Below are 20041 nucleotides of genomic sequence, written 5' to 3'. Positions count from 1 at the left end.
ACCATGCCCCACTACACGCCGCCCGTCCGCGATACGCGCTTCATCCTAGACCATGTGCTCGGCCTGTCGCGCTACGCCAATCTGCCGGGGTTCGAGAATGCGACGCCCGACACGATCGACGCGGTGCTGGAAGAAGGCGGCAAGTTCGTCGCCGAGGTGCTGTTCCCGATCAACCAGTCGGGCGATCAGGAGGGCTGCACGCGCCATGACGATGGCAGCGTGACGACGCCCAAGGGGTTTAAGCAGGCATACGACCAGTTCGTCGCGTCGGGCTGGGGTACGTTGTCGGCGCCCGAGCAGTTCGGCGGGCAGGGGATGCCGCACGTCGTGTCGACGGCATTTCAGGAATATATGATCTCCTCGAACATGGCATTCGCTATGTATCCGGGTCTGACCCACGGCGCGATCGCCGCGCTGATCGCCAAGGGCTCGCCGGAGCAGCAGGCGAAATACCTGCCCAGGATGATCTCGGGCGAGTGGGGCGGCACCATGAACCTGACCGAGCCGCAATGCGGCACCGACCTCGGCCTGATCCGCACCAAGGCCGAACCGCAGGCCGACGGCTCCTACGCGATCACCGGCACCAAGATCTTCATCTCGGCGGGCGAGCACGACTTGACCGACAATATCATCCACCTCGTCCTGGCGAAGACGCCCGGCGCGCCGGACAGTTCGAAGGGCATCTCGCTGTTCGTGGTGCCGAAGGTGCTGGTGAACGACGACGGCTCGCTCGGCGCGCGCAACGCCGTCCAGTGCGGCTCGATCGAGCACAAGATGGGCATCCACGGCAACGCGACCTGCGTCATGAACTATGACGGCGCGACCGGCTGGCTGGTCGGCGAGGAGATGAAGGGTCTCGCCGCGATGTTCATCATGATGAACGCGGCGCGGCTGGGCGTGGGGCTGCAAGGGCTGGGGGTCGCCGAGACCGCCTACCAGAACGCCGTTCAGTACGCGCATGATCGCCGCCAGGGCCGCGCGCTGACCGGCCCCGCCGAGCCGCAGGAAAAGGCCGACACGCTGTTCGTCCACCCCGACGTCCGCCGCATGCTGATGGAAGCGAAGGCGATGACCGAGGGGTTGCGCGCATTGTGCCTGTGGGGCGCGCTCCAGGTCGATCTCGAACATGCCGCGAGCGACGAGACGGAGCGGCAGCTGGCCGAGGATCTGGTCGGGCTGCTGACCCCGGTCATCAAGGGCTACGGCACCGATATCGGCTACGCCACCGCGACCAACGCGCAGCAGGTCTATGGCGGGCACGGCTACATCCAGGAATGGGGGATGGAGCAGTATGTCCGCGATGCCCGGATCGCGATGATCTACGAAGGCACCAACGGCGTGCAGGCGATGGACCTGGTCGGGCGCAAGCTGGCGTCGAACGGTGGGCGTGCGGTGCAGGCGCTGTTCAAGGTGGTCGGTGACGAAGTTGCCGCGGCGAAGGGTGTCGAAGCGACCGCCGATTTCGCCGCGCGGCTGGAGAAGGCCAATAACGAGTTGCAGGCCGCGACGATGTGGTTCCTGCAGAACGGCATGACCAACCCCAACAATGTCGGCGCGGGGGCGTACAGCTACATGACGCTGATGGGCGTGGTCGCGGTCGGGCTGATGTGGTTGCGCATGGCCGCCGCCGCGGCCCTGCTGAAAGCGGCGGGCGAGGGGGATGCCGCGTTCCTCGATGCCAAGCTGACGACTGCGCGCTTCTATGCGGAGCGCGTGCTGCCCGATGCCGGCGCGTTGCGCCGCAAGATCGAGGGCGGGGCGGAAGCCGTCATGGCCCTGCCGCCGGAGATGTTCGCGGCGGCGTAAGACAATAATCGTCACCCCGGCCTGGTGCCGGGGTCCACCGGGCGGCTTGCTCGACGCTCAATGTTTGAACGAAGAGGCGTGCGGCCCGGTGGATGCCGGGACGAGCCCGGCATGACGGAAGGGCTAGGGATGCTCGGGCTTGGGCGTCGCCGTTGCCACGGGTTTCGGCGCGTCGGCCGGCTTGCGGCGGACGCCGTCCAGCCCGTCGGCGGCCGGCGGCATCGGCTTGGCCGTCGCGATGGTGCCGGGCGCTGCCGTCAACGTACCGGGCGTCGTACGCAGCGTCGAGGTCGTCGTCGGCAACGTTCCCGCCGGCGTCCCCAGCACTTGCAGCTTCATGCACTCGCCCTTCGACGCGCGCTGGAACTGGCTGCAATTCCACAACGACTTCTCGTAGCCGCGGCTTTTGTCGCGCAGGTAACTGAAGGACATCGCGGCGATCTGCGCCTGGCCGAGGGGAAGGCCGGCGGGGGTCTTGCTGCGGTCGTTCCAGGCCATCAGCTTGCAATAATCGCGCGTTCCGCACGTTTTCGTGGCGATCGCGACGAAGGAATCGGGCGCCGCGTGCGGATCGAGGGTGACGAGGAAACTGTTGGGGTCGATCGACAGCGCCTGGCCCGGCGCGCCCGCGACCCCTGCCGCCTCGACCTCGGCCGGCTTTACCTCGGCCAGCGCTTCGGCGGCGTCCTTGTGCGAGTCGAACAGCGCCGCCAGCGCGGCGATGCCGGGTTCGTTGCCCGACACGCTGTGCACGAAAGCGGCGGGCGTGCCCCACCAGCCGGTCCAGCGGAAGAACAGGTGTGTCTTGACCTGCGCGATCTTGTCGAGGCTGGCGCTCCAATAGGGCACGACCCAGTCGGTGTGATAGTGCGTCGCGTAGCCGACCGGGGCATAGACGTGGCCGTTCAGCGCGGCGATCGCGACGTCGCGGGCGCGGCTCCACGCGGCGGGGCTGGGGTGCCAGCGGTCGAGCGCGCCGTCGCAGGTGAAGCTGAACTGGCACCCGGTCGAGCGCTCCGATCCCTGGAACACCACGCCGCACACCGATTTCGGGAAGGCCGGGTGCCGCACGCGGTTGAGCACGACCTGCGCCACCGCGCGCTCGCCGTCGACATCGTCGCCCGCCTCGTACAACTGCCCGACCGCCAGGCAGTCGATCGCCCGCGCGCGATCGGCCGATCCGCCCGAGAAACGGAACGGCCGCGCCGCCGGATTGGGCGCGGTCGAGAACGGCACCGATGCGTTGAAGCTGCGTGCATCGTCGGGGTCGAGCGACTGGAACTCGACCGGCTCGACCGGCGGCAGTTCGGTCTTGGGCACGACGCGCTGCGCGACCTTCACCGCTGGCCGACCGCCATGCTGGTGGTGCAGCGCGAACCACGCCGGCACCACGATCAGCACCACCCCGACCGCGACCAGGATCAGGCGCAGGGCGAGCGATGGCGAACGAAAGCGGGCGAGGGGCAAGGTGTACCTGTCGGAAAAGAGGCCGGCACGCGACCGACGCGCGCCTTTAGCCGATTACGCGCCGCTTGCCAAAAGGGGGCCGACGATGTCTCGCATGACCGGAGCGGAGCGGCGTTCGGCGCGATCCTGTACACTCCCATCCTCACTACCGTCACCCCGGCCCTGTGCCGGGGTCCATTGTGCGGCTTCCGTGGCGCGACAGGATCGAGAGATGTGCAAGCGGCTTGGTGGACCCCGGCACAAGGCCGGGGTGACGGGAAATTTAAGGATATGGCCTGGACTCGGTCTTCCGCGCAGGCCGTGGTCGAGCATCGGGCCGATCGCCCCCCCCAGCCTCTATTGGGAACGGCGACCATCCGCGATCCGCTCGCTTCAACTCTCCGGCAGGAAATCCGGCACCGACAAATACCGCTCGCCGGTATCGTAGTTGAAGCCGAGCACGCGCACGCCGTCGGGCAGGTCGGGCAGCTTCTGCAGGATCGCCGCCAGCGTCGCGCCGGAACTGATCCCGACGAGAATGCCCTCTTCGCTGGCCGAGCGTCGCGCCATGTCCTTCGCCACGCCGGCATCGACCTTGATCGTGCCGTCGAGCACCGACGTATGCAGGTTGGCGGGGATGAAGCCGGCACCGATCCCCTGGATCGGGTGCGGGCCCGGATCGCCGCCAGAAATGACCGGCGACAGTTCGGGCTCGACCGCGAAGACCTTCAGGTTCGGCCAGCTCTTCTTGAGCGTTTCCGCGACCCCGGTGATGTGACCGCCGGTGCCGACCCCGGTGATGAGTACGTCGATCGGTGCGTCGGCGAAATCCTTCAGGATTTCCTCGGCCGTCGTGCGCACATGGACGTCGATATTCGCCGGATTCTCGAACTGCTGCGGCATCCAGGCGCCGGGCGTCTGCTCGACGATCTCCTGCGCGCGGGCGATCGCGCCCTTCATGCCCTTTTCCTTGGGCGTCAGGTCGAACGTCGCGCCATAGGCGAGCATCAGGCGGCGGCGTTCGAGGCTCATGCTCTCGGGCATCACCAGGATCAGCTTGTAGCCCTTGACCGCGGCGACCATCGCCAGGCCGACCCCGGTATTGCCGCTGGTCGGCTCGACGATCGTGCCGCCGGGCTTCAGGCTGCCGTCCTTCTCCGCCGCCTCGATCATCGCCAGCGCGATGCGGTCCTTGATCGATCCGCCGGGATTGGACCGTTCCGACTTGATCCACACCTCGGCACCCGGGAACAGCCGCTGGATACGGATGTGCGGGGTGTTGCCGATCGTTTCCAGGATCGTGGTGGCCTTCATGGTTGCGTGACTCCCTTGTCCGGCGTGAGATCGACCATCTCGGGAGGGTCGAACGTCTTTGCAAGCCTGAGTTCCGGAAACAGTCGCGACCAGGCGAGCGTGATGACGATCGCGGCGATGCCGCCGAACGCGACGGCGCCGACCGGGCCGAGCAGCGAGGCCATCAATCCGGTCTCCGCCTCGCCGAGCTCGTTGGAGGCGGAAATGGTGAGCTGGCTGACCGCGCTGACCCGCCCGCGCATCTCGTCCGGGGTATGCAACTGGATCAGCGAGGAGCGGACATAGACCGACACCATGTCGGCGGCGCCCGCCACCATCAGCGCGGCGACGCTCAGGGGGAACCACGTCGAGACGCCGAAGGTCAGGATGGCGATGGCGAACACGACGACCGCCGCGAGCATCTTCACCCCGACATTCGCCTTCATCGGCCGCACCGAGAAGTAGATCGACCCCGCCGCCGCGCCGATCCCCATGCCGGCCGCCAGCAGGCCAAGCCCGCTCGGGCCGACATGCAGGATGTCGCGCGCATAGACCGGCAACAGCGCGGTCGCCCCCGCCAGCAGCACGACGAACAGGTCGAGCGTGATCGCCGCCAGTACCAGCCGGTTGCGCCGGACGTAGACGAACCCGTCGACGATCCGCTGGATCGGGTGGCGATCCTTCTGCGCGGGCGGTTGCGGCACCTTGCCGATCAGGAAGATCGTGCCGAGCGCCAAAGCGAGCATCGCCCCGACCGCGCCGTACGCGACGTCCGGGTGGATCGCGTAGAGTACGCCGCCGACGCTGGGGCCCGCGATCGTGCCGGTCTGCCACGCGATCGACGACACCGCGATCGCGGTCGGCAGGACCTCGCGCGGGACCAGATTGGGGGCGAGCGCCGAATAGGCCGGGCCGGAAAACGCCCGCGCGATGCCGACCATCGCGGCGGCGCCGAACAGGAACGGCAGGCTGAGCGCGCCCGAATGGCTGAGCATCGCCAGGATCACGGCATTCAGCGTCAGCAGCGCGGTCGTCACACGGACGATCCAGCGCCGGTCGAACGTGTCGGCAGCGAGGCCCACCAGCGGGGTCAGCAGGAACAGCGGCACGAACTGCACCAGCCCGATCACCCCGAGCAGCGCGGCGGCGCGCTCGATGCTGTAATGCAGTTGCTCGCGCGCCAGGCGATAGACTTCCCAGCCGATCACGATCCCCTGCGCGCTCATCGCGATCGTGCCGAGGAAGCGGGAAATGAAATACGCCCGGAAATTGGCGATGCGTAGCGGATGGTCGGCGGGCAGCAGCACGCGCCAGCCTTTGACCGTGCGAGCCGCGTTTCGCAACCATGCGATCGCGCGAATTGCGGTGCGGATGCACCCATGCCGCACCGCACGATTGAAACCGCGCGCGCAACCGGCCTATAGGCCGCGCTTCCTCCCTTACGGAAACGAGGTTTCCTCTTGTCCAAAGCGCCCGCCAAGAAGCCTTCCGCACCGCCCGCCGCGACCAACCGCCCGCGGCCGGACGAGCCGCAGCCGTACGATGCGTCGAAGGAGGAGCTGCTCGAATTCTACAAGCAGATGCTGCTGATCCGCCGGTTCGAGGAAAAGGCCGGGCAGCTCTACGGGCTCGGCTTCATCGGCGGGTTCTGCCACCTGTATATCGGCCAGGAAGCGGTCGCGGTCGGGCTGCAATCGGCGCTGGACGGCGAGAAGGACTCGGTCATCACCGGGTATCGCGACCACGGCCACATGCTCGCCTACGGCATCGATCCCAAGGTCATCATGGCCGAGCTAACCGGCCGCGCCGCCGGCATCTCGAAGGGCAAGGGCGGGTCGATGCACATGTTCTCGACCGAGAAGAAGTTCTACGGCGGGCACGGCATCGTCGGCGCGCAGGTGTCGCTGGGCACCGGCCTCGCGTTCAAGCACAAATATAGCGGCGACGGCGGCGTGTGCCTGGCGTATTTCGGCGACGGCGCGGCCAACCAGGGCCAGGTCTACGAATCGTTCAACATGGCCGAGCTGTGGAAGCTGCCGATCATCTACGTGATCGAGAACAACCAGTACGCCATGGGCACCAGCGTCAATCGCGCCAGTTCCGAGGATCAGCTCTATCGTCGCGGCGAGAGCTTCCGCATTCCCGGCATCCAGGTCGACGGCATGGACGTGCTGGCCTGCCGGGGCGCGGCCGAGGAAGCGCTGGCCTGGGTCCGCGCCGGCAAGGGACCGCTGATCCTCGAGATGAAGACGTATCGCTATCGCGGCCACTCGATGTCCGACCCGGCCAAGTATCGCAGCCGTGAGGAAGTGCAGGCGGTGCGCGACAAGTCCGACCCGATCGAGCACGCCAAGGCGCTGCTGGAGGGAATGGGCGTGACCGAAGCCGACCTGAAGGCGGCCGAGGCGGCGATCCGCAAGCAGGTCAACGAAGCGGCCGACTTCGCCGAACAGACCTCCGAGCCGGAACCGGCCGAACTGTATACCGACGTGCTGGTGGAGAGCTACTGAGATGCCGATCGAGATCAAGATGCCGGCGCTCTCGCCCACGATGGAAGAGGGCACGCTCGCCAAGTGGCTGGTGAAGGAGGGCGACACCGTCCGCTCCGGCGACATCATGGCCGAGATCGAGACCGACAAGGCGACGATGGAGTTCGAGGCGGTCGACGAGGGCACGATCGTCAGCATCGCGGTGCCGGAAGGGACCGACAACGTGAAGGTCGGCACCGTCATCGCAACGCTCGCCGCCGAGGGTGAATCCCCTCTCCTATCGGGAGAGGGGCAAGCGCCGCAAGGCGCGCGGGGTGAGGGCTCGGTCGAAACGGCCAGCGTCTCGACCCAGCCCGCACCCCGCGCCGATGCTGACGCATCGTCCGCCCCCTCTCCGGACGGGAAAGGGGAACAGGCCCCCGAGCCGCACCAGGTCGAGACCGGCGCGCGTCAGATGTTCGAAGCGGCCAGGCACGACGCCGAGGTCGCCGATCCGGCGATCCCCGCGGGCACCGAGATGGTCAAGAAGACCGTCCGCGAGGCGTTGCGCGACGCGATGGCCGAGGAAATGCGCAAGGACGACCGCGTCTTCGTGATGGGCGAGGAAGTTGCGCAGTATCAGGGCGCGTACAAGGTGACGCAGGGCCTGCTCGACGAGTTCGGCGACCAGCGCGTAATCGACACGCCGATCACCGAATACGGCTTTGCCGGCGTCGGCACGGGCGCGGCGATGGGTGGCCTGCGCCCGATCGTCGAGTTCATGACGTTCAACTTCGCGATGCAGGCGATCGACCACATCATCAACTCGGCGGCCAAGACCAACTACATGTCGGGCGGCCAGATGCGATGCCCGATCGTGTTCCGCGGTCCCAACGGCGCGGCCAGCCGCGTCGGCGCGCAGCACTCGCAGAATTACGGCCCCTGGTACGCCAGCGTCCCCGGTCTGATCGTGATCGCGCCGTACGACGCGGCCGATGCCAAAGGCCTGATGAAGGCGGCGATCCGCAGCGAGGACCCGGTGGTCTTCCTCGAAAACGAACTGCTCTACGGTCGCTCGTTCGACGTGCCCAAGCTCGACGACTGGGTGCTGCCGATCGGCAAGGCCCGCGTGATGCGCGAGGGCAAGGACGTGACGATCGTCAGCTATTCGATCGGCGTCGGCGTCAGCCTGGAAGCGGCCGACGAACTGGCGAAGGACGGGATCGAGGCCGAGGTCATCGACCTGCGCACGCTCCGCCCGCTCGATCGCAAGACGGTGCTCAAGAGCCTGGCCAAGACCAACCGCATCGTGGTGGTCGAGGAAGGCTGGCCGACCTGTTCGATCGCCAGCGAAATCGCGGCGTTCGTGATGGAGGAGGGGTTCGACGACCTCGACGCGCCGGTGCTCCGCGTCGCCGACGAGGACGTGCCGCTGCCCTATGCCGCCAATCTGGAAAAGCTCGCGCTGATTTCCGCCGACAAGGTGGTGAGCACGGTCAAGAAGGTATGCTACCGCTGATCCTTCGACGGATCGGATAGGGAGGCGGCGCTGTCCACGGGCGCATTGGGACTGGTCGGGGCGGCGCTGGCGGTGGCGATCGTCGCCGCGTGCTGGATCCTCTACACCGGCCTGCGCGCGAAGGCGGCGGCGGCGGCGATCGCGGCGGGGAACGACCGGCTGGCGGCGCTGCTCGGCGTGGGACCGGCGCTGGCGATGGTGGTGCGCGCCGATGGGCGGCTCGAACTGCCCGACCGGTTGGCCGACTGGCTCGGCCTGGCGCCGCCGCCGCGCTTCCTGGCCGATCTCGCGAGCCCCGGCGCGGGGCTGTCGAGCGACGATGCCGCCGCGCTCGGCGAGGCGGTGACGGCGGCGCAGCGCGCCGGCGAGCCCTTCGCGCTGTCGATCCGCCCGCAGGGCTCGGCGCGCGTGTTGACCGCCCGTGGTCAGCGCGCCCCGCGCGAGATCGGTGCCGGCGGGGTGGTGATCTGGTTCTTCGATGCGACCGACGCGGTGGCGGAGATCGGCACGCTACGCACGCAGGCCGATGAGCTCGCGCACGCCTTCGCCGCGCTGAAGGGGCTGATCGAGGCGGCGCCGCTGCCGATGTGGTATCGCGGACCCGACCTGCGGCTGGCGATGGTCAACACCGCCTATGTCCGCGCCGTGGAAGGCCGCGACGCACAGGACGTGGTGTCGCGCGGGGTCGAACTGGTCGAGGGCGCGGGGGCCGGTGGCCCGCTCGCCAGCGCGGTCAAGGCACGCGACAGCGACAAGCCGGCGATGGTGACGCTGCCCGCGACGATCGGCGGGGCGCGGCGGATGCTGCGCGTCCACGATGTGCCGCTGCCGAGCCCGCCCGGCGGCGTCGCCGGGTTTGCGGTCGATGTCGACGAACTGGAACAGGCGCGCGGTGCGACCAAGCGCTTCGCTGAGGCGCAGCGCGAGATGCTCGACCGGCTGTCCGCCGGCGTCGCGCAATTCGGGCCGGATCGCAGCCTGATCTTCTGCAACCAGCCGTTCCAGCGCATGTTCGCGATGCGCGGCGAATGGCTCGCCGATCGCCCCGAATTCGACCGCGTGCTCGAACGCATGCGCGAGGCGAAGCGACTGCCCGAAGTGCGTGATTTCCCCGGCTGGAAGGCGGAGCGGCGCGACTGGTTCGTGGCGGCGACGGGCACGATCGAGGAAAGCTGGGCGCTGTCGGGCGGCACGCATCTGCGCGTCGTCGCGCACCCGCTGCCCGATGGCGGGCTGCTGCTGATCTTCGAGGATCGCACCGAGCAGGTGCAACTGGCGAGCGCGCGCGACACGCTGCTGCGCGTGCGGACTGCGACGTTCGACAATCTGTTCGAGGCGCTGGGTGTGTTCGCGGGCGACGGACGCTTGCAGATTTGGAACGACAAGTTTCGCAAATTGTGGGGGTTCACGGACGAGTTCCTGGCGACGCATCCGCGCGTCGACGCGCTGGTCGCGGAAGGCGCCGGACGTCTGGCGCGGCCGGAGCGGGCCACGATCATCGCCGAACTGGTCCGATCGGCCGCAGTCGGGCGGACGCAGCGCGCCGGCCGCGTCGCCTTCGCCGACGGCCGTCATTTCGAATTTGCCGGCGTGCCGTTGCCCGACGGCAACGCGCTGTTCACGATGCTCGACATCTCCGACAGCCGTCGCGCCGAACAGGCGTTGCGCGACCGTGCCGAGGCGCTGGAGGCGGCCGATCGCGTCAAGACCGCGTTCGTCGCCAACATGAGCTACGAACTGCGCACGCCGCTGACCTCGATCCAGGGTTTCGCCGAGATGATGGGCGAAGGCTATGCCGGCAAGCTGCCCAAACAGGCCGACGGCTATGTCGATGCCATCTTGGAGTCGGTCGCGCGGCTGTCGGCGCTGGTCGACGACGTGCTCGACCTGACCGAGAGCGAGCAGAAGGTCGAGCGCCGGCCTGTCGACCTGGAGAGCGTCGCGCATGCCGCCGCCGAGGCGATCGCGCCAGCCGCCAAGCGCAAGTCGATCGACTTCGCGATCGAGGTCATGGCCTCGACCGGCAACGTCCGCGGCGATGCCAAGAAGCTGCGCCAGATGATCGAGCACCTGCTGCGCCAGGCGGTCGCCGGGACCGGCGACGGCGGGCGCGTGCTGCTCCACACCGACGGCAATGCGAAAGGCGCAAGGATCGTCGTGTCCGACGACGGCGCCGGCATGATGCCCGAGGAAGCCGCGCAGGCGTTCGATACCTTCGCCGCGCATGAAGTGCATGGCGACGACCGCGCGCTCGGTCTCGGCCTGCCGATCGCGAAGCAGTTCGCCGAAGCGCATGGCGGGACGATCCAGTTGCTGTCCGAGCCGGGGGATGGGACGCTGATTACGGTCGAACTGCCGCGATAGGTTGTGGCGCGAGAGGTATGCGCATATCATATGCGCATAGGAGGGCGATATGACCCGAGTTCGTGAAGATCGCGCGCCGTTTCGTCGTCCGACCAATCTCTCGCTCGATTCGCGGCTCGTCGCCGAAGCCAAGCAACTCGGCATCAACGTGTCGCGCGCCAGCGAGGAAGGGTTGGCGCGCGAAGTGTTGGCCGAGCGCAAGCGGCGATTCCAGGAAGAAAATCGCGAGGCGATGGACGCATATAACGAGTACGTCCGCGAGCACGGATTGCCGCTCGCCAAATATCGCATGTTCTGATGGCCCGGTTCGATGTCTATCGTTTTCCTGGCGAGCCATGGCTGCTGGATTGCCAGACGGACTTGCTGGACTATGTCGAAACGCGGCTGGTCGTTCCCCTGATTCCTCTTGCCGCCGTGCGACGTCGGATCGAACGCTTGAATCCGGTCTTTCGGATCGACGATGAAGACCTTGTCATGATGACGCCGTTGATGGCGGCGGTTCCGATCGAGATCCTGCGGCGCCGTTTCATCAGTCTTCGCGATCGACAAGATGTCATCATGAACGCCATTGACATGCTGTTGAGCGGGTTCTGATGCGGTTATCGAATGCGCAAGACAGCGAGGATGTCGGAAGACGGCTTGCCGCCCTCGTCCGCCCGGGTGACGTCATCACCCTGTCCGGCCCGCTGGGCGCGGGGAAGACCAGCATCGCGCGCGGGCTGCTTGCGGCGCTCGGGCTCGCGGGGGAGGCGCCGTCGCCGACTTTCGCGATCGTCCAGCCGTACGAACCGCCGGAGACGCGGATGCCGGTGATGCACGTCGATCTCTATCGCCTCGACGATCCGGCCGAGATCGACGAACTCGGGCTCGACGAAGCGCGCCGCGACGGATTGCTGCTGGTCGAATGGGCCGAGCGCGCGCCGGGTCGCTGGCCCGACGCGCTGGCGCTCGTCCTGGACTTCGCACCCGATGGCGGGCGCTGCTTGACAGCGACCGTGCCCGCGGCATGGAAGGGGCGATGGCCCCTGACATGAACCCGCCGGCGGGCGCCGCCGACTTCCTCGACCGCCTGGGCTGGGGAGACGCCGACGTGCTGCCGCTGGCCGGCGACGCGTCGTTCCGCCGCTATTTCCGCGTGGCCGGGCATGGCCGCAGCGCGATCCTGATGGATGCGCCGCCGCTGCACGAGGACGCCAGACCGTTCCTCGACGTGGCCGGCTGGCTGGCCGAGCGCGGATTTTCGGCGCCGGCGATCCTGGGAACCGATCTCGACCAGGGGCTCGTGCTGCTGGAGGATTTCGGCGACGCGCGGATGCGCGAGACGGTCGATGCCGCGCCCGAATCGCTGTTGCGGCTGTACGAGGCGGCGGTCGATATCCTGATCCGCCTGCATGGCGAGCCGGCGGGGCCGTGGCGAGCGTACGACCGTGCCGAACTGCATCGCGAGGCCGACCTGCTGGTCGAATGGTATTGTCCGGCGATCGGGCTCGACGTCGATGCGGGCAGCTATCGCGCGGCGTGGGACGCAGTGTTCGACCATGCGCTGGCGGACGCGCCGGTGACGGTGCTGCGCGATTATCATGCCGAGAACCTGATGCTGGTCGGGGGCAGCGAGTCGCTCGGCCTGCTCGACTTCCAGGACGCGCTGGCGGGGCATCCGGCGTACGATCTCGTTTCGCTGTTGCAGGACGCGCGCCGCGATGTCGAACCGGCGATCGAGGCGGCGATGCTCGACCGTTATCGTCGCACGACGGGTGTGGGGGAGGCGTTCGACGCCGCCTATCATGTGCTCGGCGCGCAACGGAACGCCAAGATCGTCGGCATCTTCACCCGGCTGTGGCAGCGTGACGGCAAGCCGCGTTACCCGGCCTTGTGCCCGCGTGTCTGGCGCTACCTCAACGCCGATCTCGACCATCCGGCGCTGGCGCCGGTGAAGGCGTGGTTCGACGCCAATATTCCGCCGGAGCAGCGCGGCGACCCGATGGAGATCGGCGCGGAGACGACGAGCGCATGAGCGCGAAACGGACGCTCGCGATCCGGCCCGATCCCGGCGCACCGGTGCCGGAGACGGCGATGGTGATGGCCGCGGGACTCGGCAAGCGGATGCGCCCGCTGACCGCGACCCGGCCCAAGCCGCTGATCCCGGTCGCCGGTCGCGCGTTGCTCGACCATGCGTTCGATCGGCTGCGCGCGGCGGGGGTCAAGCGCGCGATCGTCAACGTCCATTATCTGGCCGACGCGCTCGAAGCCCATCTCAAGAGCCATGTCGACGGCATCGACGTCGAGATATCCGACGAGCGCGGGCGGCTGATGGAGACCGGCGGCGGACTGGTCCAGGCGCGCGATATGATCGGGGAGCAGCCGTTCCTGGTCGTCAACGCCGACAATCTGTGGGTCGACGGGCCGGCCGACACGATCAAGCTGCTCGCGTCGCGCTGGGACGATGTGACGATGGATGCGCTGTTGCTGGTCGTGCCCTACGCCCGCGCGCACAATCATCCCGGGCGGGGCGACTTTCACCTCGATGCGCAAGGCCGAATCATCGGGCGGCGCCGGCCCGGCCGTGTTGCGCCGTTCGTCTATACTGGCGTCCAGATCCTGTCGCCGCGCGTGATCCGCGATTGGCCCGAGGGTCCGTTTTCGACCAATCTGTTCTGGAACCGCGCGATCGAGGCGGGCCGGGCCTATGGCTTCGTCCATCAGGGCCTGTGGTTCGACGTCGGCAGCCCGCCGGCCATCGCCAAGACCGAGGCGGCGCTCGCCGATGCCTGAGCGCGGGCTCGCGCTCTATACCATTCCCGCCCAGCGCGCGTTCGCCGACTCGCTCGTCGCGGGATTGATGAAGCGATATGGCGACGATCCGCTGCGGCTGGCGCGCGGGATCGTCCTGCTGCCCAACAATCGCGGGCGGCGCGCCGTCCAGGATGCGTTCGTGCGCGCGAGCGGCGGCGGCCTGCTGTTGCCGCGACTGGCGACGATCGGCGATCCGGCGCTCGACGAAGGGGCGGGCGTCCTGCTCGATCCGGTGGACGAGGCGGAGCCGCTACCGTCCGCAGTGCCGCCGCTGCAACGCCGCATGATCCTCTCGCGGTTGGTCGCGGAAGCGCGCGCGGCGGTCGGCGAGCCGGTGACGGCGGACGAAGCGGTGCGGCTGGCCGGCGCGCTGGCGCGGACGCTCGACCAGTTGCTGGTCGAGGACGTCGCGCCGCGCCGGCTGCGCGAGATCGACCTCGGCGAGGAATTGTCGCAGCATTGGCGGAGGGCGCTCGACCTGTTCGAGCTGGTGATCGCGCGCTGGCCGCAGGAACTGGCGACGCTCGGCATGGTCGACGCGGCGGATCGGCGCAACCGCATGCTGGAGCGGCTGGCGAAGCGCTGGCGCGCCGCGCCGCCGCCGGGTTTCGTCTGTGCGGCCGGCATTTCCGACCCGGCGCCCGCCGTCGCGCGACTGCTGCGCTGCGTGGCCGAATTGCCCGAGAGTAGCGTGGTGTTTCGCGATCTCGCGCTGGAGATGCCGGCGGAGGAGTGGGACGCGCTCGGCCCCCACGCGCCCGATCCCGCGACGGGCCTGCGCCGGCGATCGATCGAGACGCATCCGCAATTCCAGCCCAAGCTGCTGCTCGACCGCATCGGCGCCGGGCGGGCGGAGGTGCGGCAATGGCCGGCAGGGTCGGACCACGACGCCTCGCTCGCGCGCGGCCGGGCGATCGCCAATGCGCTGGCACCGGCCGACTTCACCGGCAAATGGACCGAGCTCGACGCCGATCGCCGGCGGCTCGCGGGCATCCGCGCGGTGGCGGTGGCGACACCGGTCGACGAGGCGCAGGTGATCGCGCTGGCGTTGCGCGAGGCGCTGGAGACGCCGGGCCGCACCGCGGCTTTGGTCACCCCCGATCGCGCGCTGGCCGAACGCGTCGCGGCCCATTGCCGGCGCTGGGACATCGCGATCGACGACACCGCCGGGCGTCCGCTGTCGACACGCGCGCCGGGCACGTTGCTGACCTTGCTGGCCGAAGCGGCGGCGCAGGACTTCGCGCCGCTCGCGTTGCTGGCGCTGCTCAAGCATCCGCTCGTGCAGAGCGGTCCGCCGCGTGCGCTGTGGCTGGAGGATGTCCGCAAGCTCGATCGCGCGCTGCGCGGTCCGCGACCGGCGCCGGGGCTCGACGGGATCGATACCCACCTGCGCGACGGCGACGCGTTCGATGCCGAGCAGCGCGCGGCGGCGCGGCAGGTCTGGCCGGTGATGCGCGGGTTGCTCGAGCCGCTCGCGCGCTGTTTCGGCGACGGGCCGCAGCCGCTGGCGGCGATGATCGCGACGCTGCGCGAGACGGCGCAGGCATTGTGTGGCGACGCGCCATGGGCGGGGCCCGCGGGGCGAGCGGCGGCCGAACTGCTGACCGAGCTGGAGCTACAGGCGGTCGCTGGCCCACCGATCGCCGATCCCGCCAGCGTCGCGCCGATGCTACGCACGCTGATGGACGAAGTCGCGGTGCGTCCACCACAGGGCGGGCATCCGCGGCTGGCGATCTACGGCTTGATCGAGGCGCGGTTGCAGACCGCCGACCTGATGATCCTGGGCGGGCTCAACGAGGGCGTGTGGCCGGCGATCGCGCAGCCCGATCCGTGGCTGGCACCGCGCGTCCGGGTCGAGCTCGGCCTGCCGGCGCTGGAGCGCAACATCGGCATCGCCGCGCACGATTTCGCCAACGCGCTGGGCTCGCCCAAGGCGCTCATCACGCGGGCGCGGCGCGACGGGCGCTCGCCGACGCTGGCGTCGCGGTTCTGGCTGCGGCTCGAAGCGCTGGCGGGGGAGCGGTTCGAGCGCGCGCCGGAACTGGCCGATTGGGCGACGGCGATCGACACGCCGGCCGACTTCGCACCGGCCTTGCGCCCGGCGCCGACCCCGCCGCTCGCCGACCGGCCGCGCAAGATCTCCGTGACCGAGGTCGATCGCCTGAATGCCGACCCTTACGCCTTCTACGCGCGGCGCATGCTCCGACTGACGCCGCTCGACCCGGTCGATGCCGAGCCCAGCCCGGCGTGGCGCGGCAACCAGGTGCACACGATCCTGGAGGACTGGTTCAACCAAGACGGCGCCGACCCCGCGACGCTGCGGCCGCGCGCGGAGGCGCTGATCGGCGACGTCCGTACGCATCCGATGATCCGTGCTTTGTGGGGACCGCGCCTGATCGAGGCGATCGACTGGATCGCGGGCAAGGTGAGCGAGCAGGCCGGCGACCGCACGATCCTGGCGGTCGAGGGGAAGGGGATTCTGGACCTGCACGGCGTCGAGCTGTCGGGCCGGTTTGACCGGATCGACCGCAACGCCGACGGGACGCTGGTCGTGATCGACTACAAGACCGGCCAGCCGCCGTCGGTCGCCGCGGTGCGCGAGGGGTTCAGCCTGCAACTCGGCCTGCTCGGGCTGATCGCCGAGCGCGGCAAGTTCGCCGGGGTGGTTGGCACTGCGACCGGGTTCGAATATTGGTCGCTGGCGAAACGGGGCGGCGAGTTCGGCTATGTCGCGTCCCCGTGCAAGGGGCGCGATCCGATCCCCGCCGACGAGTTCGTCGCGCGCGCGGCGCGCAACTTCGAAGGCGCCGCCGCCAGATGGCTGACCGGTGGCGAACCGTTTACCGCCAAGCTGCGACCCGAATACGCGCCCTATGGCGAATACGACCAATTGATGCGGCGCGACGAATGGTACGGCCGTGAGTGAGGGCGCCGGCAACTTGCCGCCGTTGGTGGACGCGCAGGCGCAGGCGAGCGATCCGACCGCGCATGTCTGGCTGGCTGCGTCGGCGGGGACGGGCAAGACGCAGGTGCTGGCGGCGCGCGTCTATCGCCTGTTGCTCGGCGGGACCGATCCCGGCGCGATCCTGTGCTTGACCTTCACCAAGGCGGGCGCGGCCGAGATGGCGGGGCGGATCAACGCGCGGCTGGCGGCGTGGGTGCGGATGCCGCCGGACAAGCTGTTCCTCGACTTGCAGGCGCTGGGCGAGGAGGGCGGCCCGGCCCAGATCGCCTATGCCCGGACCCTGTTCGCCAAGGTGCTCGACGCGCCCGGCGGCGGCCTGCGTATTCAGACGATTCACGGCTTCTGCCAGTCGTTGCTGGCGGCGTTTCCGGTCGAGGCGGGGCTGGTCCCCGGGTTCCGCCCGCTGGAGGGTCGGGAGGAGTCGCAACTGGCGCGCGAGGCGCTGGCCGGGATGCTGGTCGAGGCCGAGCGCGATGGGCGCGACGGTCCGACCCGGGCGATCGGCGCGCTGAGCAAGGTGCTGGGCGAAAACGGCGCGGAAAGTTTCCTGACGGCGTGCGCGCGGGCGCCCGACGCCTTGGCGGCGCTGCCGATGGGCGAGGGCGTGCAACCGTTCGTCCGCCGCGCGCTCGACCTGCCGAACGGCGATATCGAGGCGGCCATCGCGCAAGGGTGCGGCGAGCTCGATGAAGAGGGGCTGCGTGTCCTCCACGATTTGAACCTTGCCTGGGGCACGAAGAGTGGGATCGAGCGGGCGGGGTTGATCCGCGACTGGCTCGAACTGGCGCCGGCCGAGCGGGCGGCGGGGCTCGACGTGCTGCACCAGGTCTGGGCCAAGCGCGACGGCGACATCCGCTCGTTTGCCAAGGCGCAGGCGCCGCAGGACCCGGACTACCCGCCGACCGCGACCTGGTTCTACGACCAATGTTCCGCGTTGCTGGCCCTTCGTGCGCGGGCCGATTACGCCGACCTGCTCGCGCAGGGCCTGAGCGTCGGGCGCGACTATGCCGCCGCCTATCGCGCGGCGAAGCGCCATGCCGGCGCGGTCGATTTCGACGACTTGATCCGCGCGACGGTCGATCTGCTCGCGCAGCCCGGCATGGGCGAATGGGTGCGGTTCAAGCTCGACCAGGCGACCGACCACATCCTGATCGACGAGGCGCAGGACACCAACGCCAACCAATGGGCGATCGTCCGGTCGGTCGCGGACGACTTCTTCGCCGGGGCCGGGAGCAAGAGCCTGCGCGTCCGGACGCTGTTTACCGTCGGCGACCACAAACAGGCGATCTTCGGGTTTCAGGGCACCGACCCGATCTATTTCAGCGCGGCGGAGAAGCTGTTTCGTGCGCTAGCGGAGGTCGACAGCGAGCTGGTTGATATCGCGCCGCCGCCGTTCCGGAACCTGAACCTGACCGCGTCGTTCCGCTCGACCGCGCCGATCCTTGCATTCGTCGATGCCGCGATCGACGCGATGCCGGGCGAAGGGATGGGCGCGGTCGCGCTGGAGGCGCATGCCAGCAAGGTCGCGGGGCCGGGCGCCGTCAACCTGTGGTCGCCGACGCTGGCGGACGAGCCCGACGATGCCGAGGAAGGCTGGATTCCCGACGCGATCCGCGCCCATGCCGCGCGCGTCGCGCGACAGGTCAAGGAATGGCTCGACCCTGCGCACCCATTGATGCTGGCGAGCAAGGGCCGGGCGCTCCGGCCCGAGGACGTGATGATTCTGGTCAAGCGCCGCGGCGAGCTCGCCTCGCTGATCGTCGCGCGGCTTTATGCCGAGGGGGTGCCGGTGGCGGGCGTCGACCGCCTGCGGCTGACCGCGCCGCTCGGCGTGCAGGACCTGCTCGCCGCGATCCGGTTCGTGTTGCAGCCGCAGGACGATCTGTCGCTCGCCAGCCTGCTGGTGTCGCCGCTGATCGGGTGGAGTCAGGACGAATTGATGGCGGCGACGCTGCATCGGCGCAAGGGGTTGTGGCTGCACTTGACCGAGACGCAGCCGGCGGAGCGGCTCGAACCGCTGCGCACGATGTTCAACCGGGCCGATTTCACCACGCCGTACGTATTTCTCGAGGAACTGCTGACGGGGTCGCTGGACGGTCGTCGCAAGCTGTTGCGCCGGCTGGGCAGCGAGGTGCGCGATCCGATCGACGAATTGCTCAACGCCGCGCTGGAGTTCGAGCGCGTCGCGACGCCGTCCTTGCAGGCGTTCCTCGACTGGTTCGATCGCGGCGATGTCGAGATCAAGCGCGACCCGTCCGCGCCGCTCGATGCGGTTCGCGTGATGACCGTGCACGGCGCCAAGGGGTTGCAGGCGCCGCTGGTGATCCTGGCCGACGCCACCGCCGATCCGCAGGCGACGTTCCAGCGCGACCTGGTGTGGAAGGTCGAGGACGGGATCGACCTGCCGATCTTCCGGCCGAAGAAGGAGCAGCGGTCCGGCCCGCTGGCGGCGGTGATCGAGGAGGCCGACGCGCGCGACCTCGCCGAGCATTGGCGGCTGTTCTACGTCGCCGCGACTCGCGCCGAGGAACGGCTGGAGATTGCGGGCGCGTTGGGCGCGCGGAGCAATGGCGCTCCGCCCGATCTCAGCTGGTACGCGCTGGCGGATGTGGCGCTGGCGAATCTCGCCGCCGAGCCGAGCGACACGGCACGACGCAGCTTCTTCGGCCATGCACCGCCCGCCCCGGTCGCGGCGAAAGCGACGGCGCGGCCACCCGAGCCGTGCCATGACTTGCCGGCATGGGTTCGCCAGCCGGCGCCCAGGGAGGCAAGTCCGCCGCGTCCGCTGGCGCCGTCCGCGATCGGCGAGGACGACGTCGCCGATCCGCCACCGACGCCGGCGATGCGCGCCAGCGCCGAACGCGGTCGACTGATCCACGCGCTGTTCGAGCGCTTGCCGGCGGTCGCACCGGACCAGCGCCCGGCGGCGGCCGATCGCTGGCTGGCGACGGTCGGCGCGGTGAGCGATGCCGCTGCCCGCGCGGATATCGTCCGCACGGTGTGCAGCATCCTCGCCGATCCGGCGCATGCGGCGTTGTTCGGCCCCGATTCGCTGGGCGAGGCGCCGATTTCGGCGGTGCTGCCCGGGGGCCAGGTCATCGCCGGTACGGTCGACCGCCTGCTGGTCGAGCCGAACCGCGTGCGCGTGGTCGACTTCAAGACCGGGCGCCGTACCCCGCTGACGCTCGACGAGGTGCCCGAGTTTCACCTGCGCCAGATGGCGGCCTATGCCTCCGCGCTCGAAGTCATCTTTCCCGGCCGCGCGATCGAGGCGGCGTTGCTCTACACGTCCGCACCGCGGCTGTTCGACCTGCCCGCCGATATGCTCGCGCGGCACCGCCCCGGCGCCGAGCGACATTCGCTGGATGGGAGTTGAGCCGGCCGCGC

General features: G+C 69.2%; 14 protein-coding genes. 11 read left to right on the top strand and 3 right to left on the bottom strand.

What is annotated here, in order from left to right; all coding sequences use genetic code 11:
* The first annotated feature begins 3 nt into the window (after positions 1–3).
* Positions 4–1806, top strand: a complete 1803-nt coding sequence (locus J0I47_RS05055; RefSeq protein WP_294045343.1) for an acyl-CoA dehydrogenase C-terminal domain-containing protein — start codon at positions 4–6, stop codon at positions 1804–1806.
* A 123-nt stretch (positions 1807–1929) separates the two neighbouring features.
* On the opposite strand, the gene J0I47_RS05050 is transcribed toward J0I47_RS05055, so the two are convergent.
* The 3 genes from J0I47_RS05050 to J0I47_RS05040 all read right to left on the bottom strand — a co-directional run bounded on the left by J0I47_RS05050 (position 1930) and on the right by J0I47_RS05040 (position 5888).
* Positions 1930–3273 carry a cell wall hydrolase gene (locus J0I47_RS05050; RefSeq protein WP_294045342.1) on the bottom strand — a complete coding sequence of 448 codons (1344 nt, stop codon included), beginning with the start codon at positions 3271–3273 and terminating at the stop codon, positions 1930–1932.
* Between the two features lie 372 nt (positions 3274–3645).
* Positions 3646–4566, bottom strand: a complete 921-nt coding sequence (cysK, locus tag J0I47_RS05045) for a cysteine synthase A (RefSeq protein ID WP_294045341.1) — start codon at positions 4564–4566, stop codon at positions 3646–3648.
* Complete coding sequence (locus tag J0I47_RS05040; protein WP_294045340.1) at positions 4563–5888, bottom strand: MFS transporter; 1326 nt, start codon at positions 5886–5888, stop codon at positions 4563–4565. Before J0I47_RS05040 ends, cysK begins: the two co-directional genes overlap by 4 nt.
* A gap of 117 nt (positions 5889–6005) precedes the next feature.
* On the opposite strand from J0I47_RS05040, the gene pdhA reads away from it, so the two are divergent.
* From pdhA to addA, 10 genes are read left to right on the top strand one after another with little or no spacing between them, the layout of a single operon-like run.
* Entirely contained in the window at positions 6006–7055 is a 1050-nt protein-coding gene (gene pdhA / locus J0I47_RS05035) for a pyruvate dehydrogenase (acetyl-transferring) E1 component subunit alpha (RefSeq protein WP_294045338.1), read from the top strand.
* Position 7056: 1 nt separating this feature from the next.
* Positions 7057–8532, top strand: coding sequence for a pyruvate dehydrogenase complex E1 component subunit beta (locus J0I47_RS05030; RefSeq protein WP_294045336.1), 1476 nt, complete (start codon positions 7057–7059; stop codon positions 8530–8532).
* 51 nt (positions 8533–8583) lie between these two features.
* A complete protein-coding gene (locus J0I47_RS05025; protein WP_294045871.1) occupies positions 8584–10896 on the top strand; it encodes a PAS domain-containing sensor histidine kinase in 2313 nt (770 codons plus the stop codon).
* 49 nt (positions 10897–10945) lie between these two features.
* Positions 10946–11194 (top strand): type II toxin-antitoxin system CcdA family antitoxin, encoded by a 249-nt coding sequence (locus J0I47_RS05020; RefSeq protein ID WP_294045335.1) that lies wholly within the window; start codon positions 10946–10948, stop codon positions 11192–11194.
* Complete coding sequence (locus J0I47_RS05015) at positions 11194–11490, top strand: CcdB family protein (RefSeq protein WP_294045333.1); 297 nt, start codon at positions 11194–11196, stop codon at positions 11488–11490. Before J0I47_RS05020 ends, J0I47_RS05015 begins: the two co-directional genes overlap by 1 nt.
* Positions 11490–11930, top strand: coding sequence for a tRNA (adenosine(37)-N6)-threonylcarbamoyltransferase complex ATPase subunit type 1 TsaE (tsaE, locus tag J0I47_RS05010; protein WP_294045332.1), 441 nt, complete (start codon positions 11490–11492; stop codon positions 11928–11930). Before J0I47_RS05015 ends, tsaE begins: the two co-directional genes overlap by 1 nt.
* Positions 11927–12910 carry a phosphotransferase gene (locus J0I47_RS05005; protein ID WP_294045870.1) on the top strand — a complete coding sequence of 328 codons (984 nt, stop codon included), beginning with the start codon at positions 11927–11929 and terminating at the stop codon, positions 12908–12910. The genes tsaE and J0I47_RS05005 overlap by 4 nt, the downstream gene beginning before the upstream one ends.
* Positions 12907–13668, top strand: a complete 762-nt coding sequence (locus tag J0I47_RS05000) for a nucleotidyltransferase family protein (protein ID WP_294045331.1) — start codon at positions 12907–12909, stop codon at positions 13666–13668. Before J0I47_RS05005 ends, J0I47_RS05000 begins: the two co-directional genes overlap by 4 nt.
* Positions 13661–16615: a double-strand break repair protein AddB gene (gene addB / locus J0I47_RS04995; RefSeq protein ID WP_294045330.1), complete on the top strand. Its 2955-nt coding sequence runs from the start codon at positions 13661–13663 to the stop codon at positions 16613–16615. Before J0I47_RS05000 ends, addB begins: the two co-directional genes overlap by 8 nt.
* Positions 16608–20030 carry a double-strand break repair helicase AddA gene (addA, locus tag J0I47_RS04990; protein ID WP_294045329.1) on the top strand — a complete coding sequence of 1141 codons (3423 nt, stop codon included), beginning with the start codon at positions 16608–16610 and terminating at the stop codon, positions 20028–20030. The genes addB and addA overlap by 8 nt, the downstream gene beginning before the upstream one ends.
* The last annotated feature ends 11 nt before the right edge of the window (positions 20031–20041 follow it).

Source organism: Sphingomonas sp. (assembly GCF_017304635.1).
Lineage (GTDB): Bacteria > Pseudomonadota > Alphaproteobacteria > Sphingomonadales > Sphingomonadaceae > Sphingomonas.
This window is presented reverse-complemented; position numbering and strand designations above follow the sequence as displayed.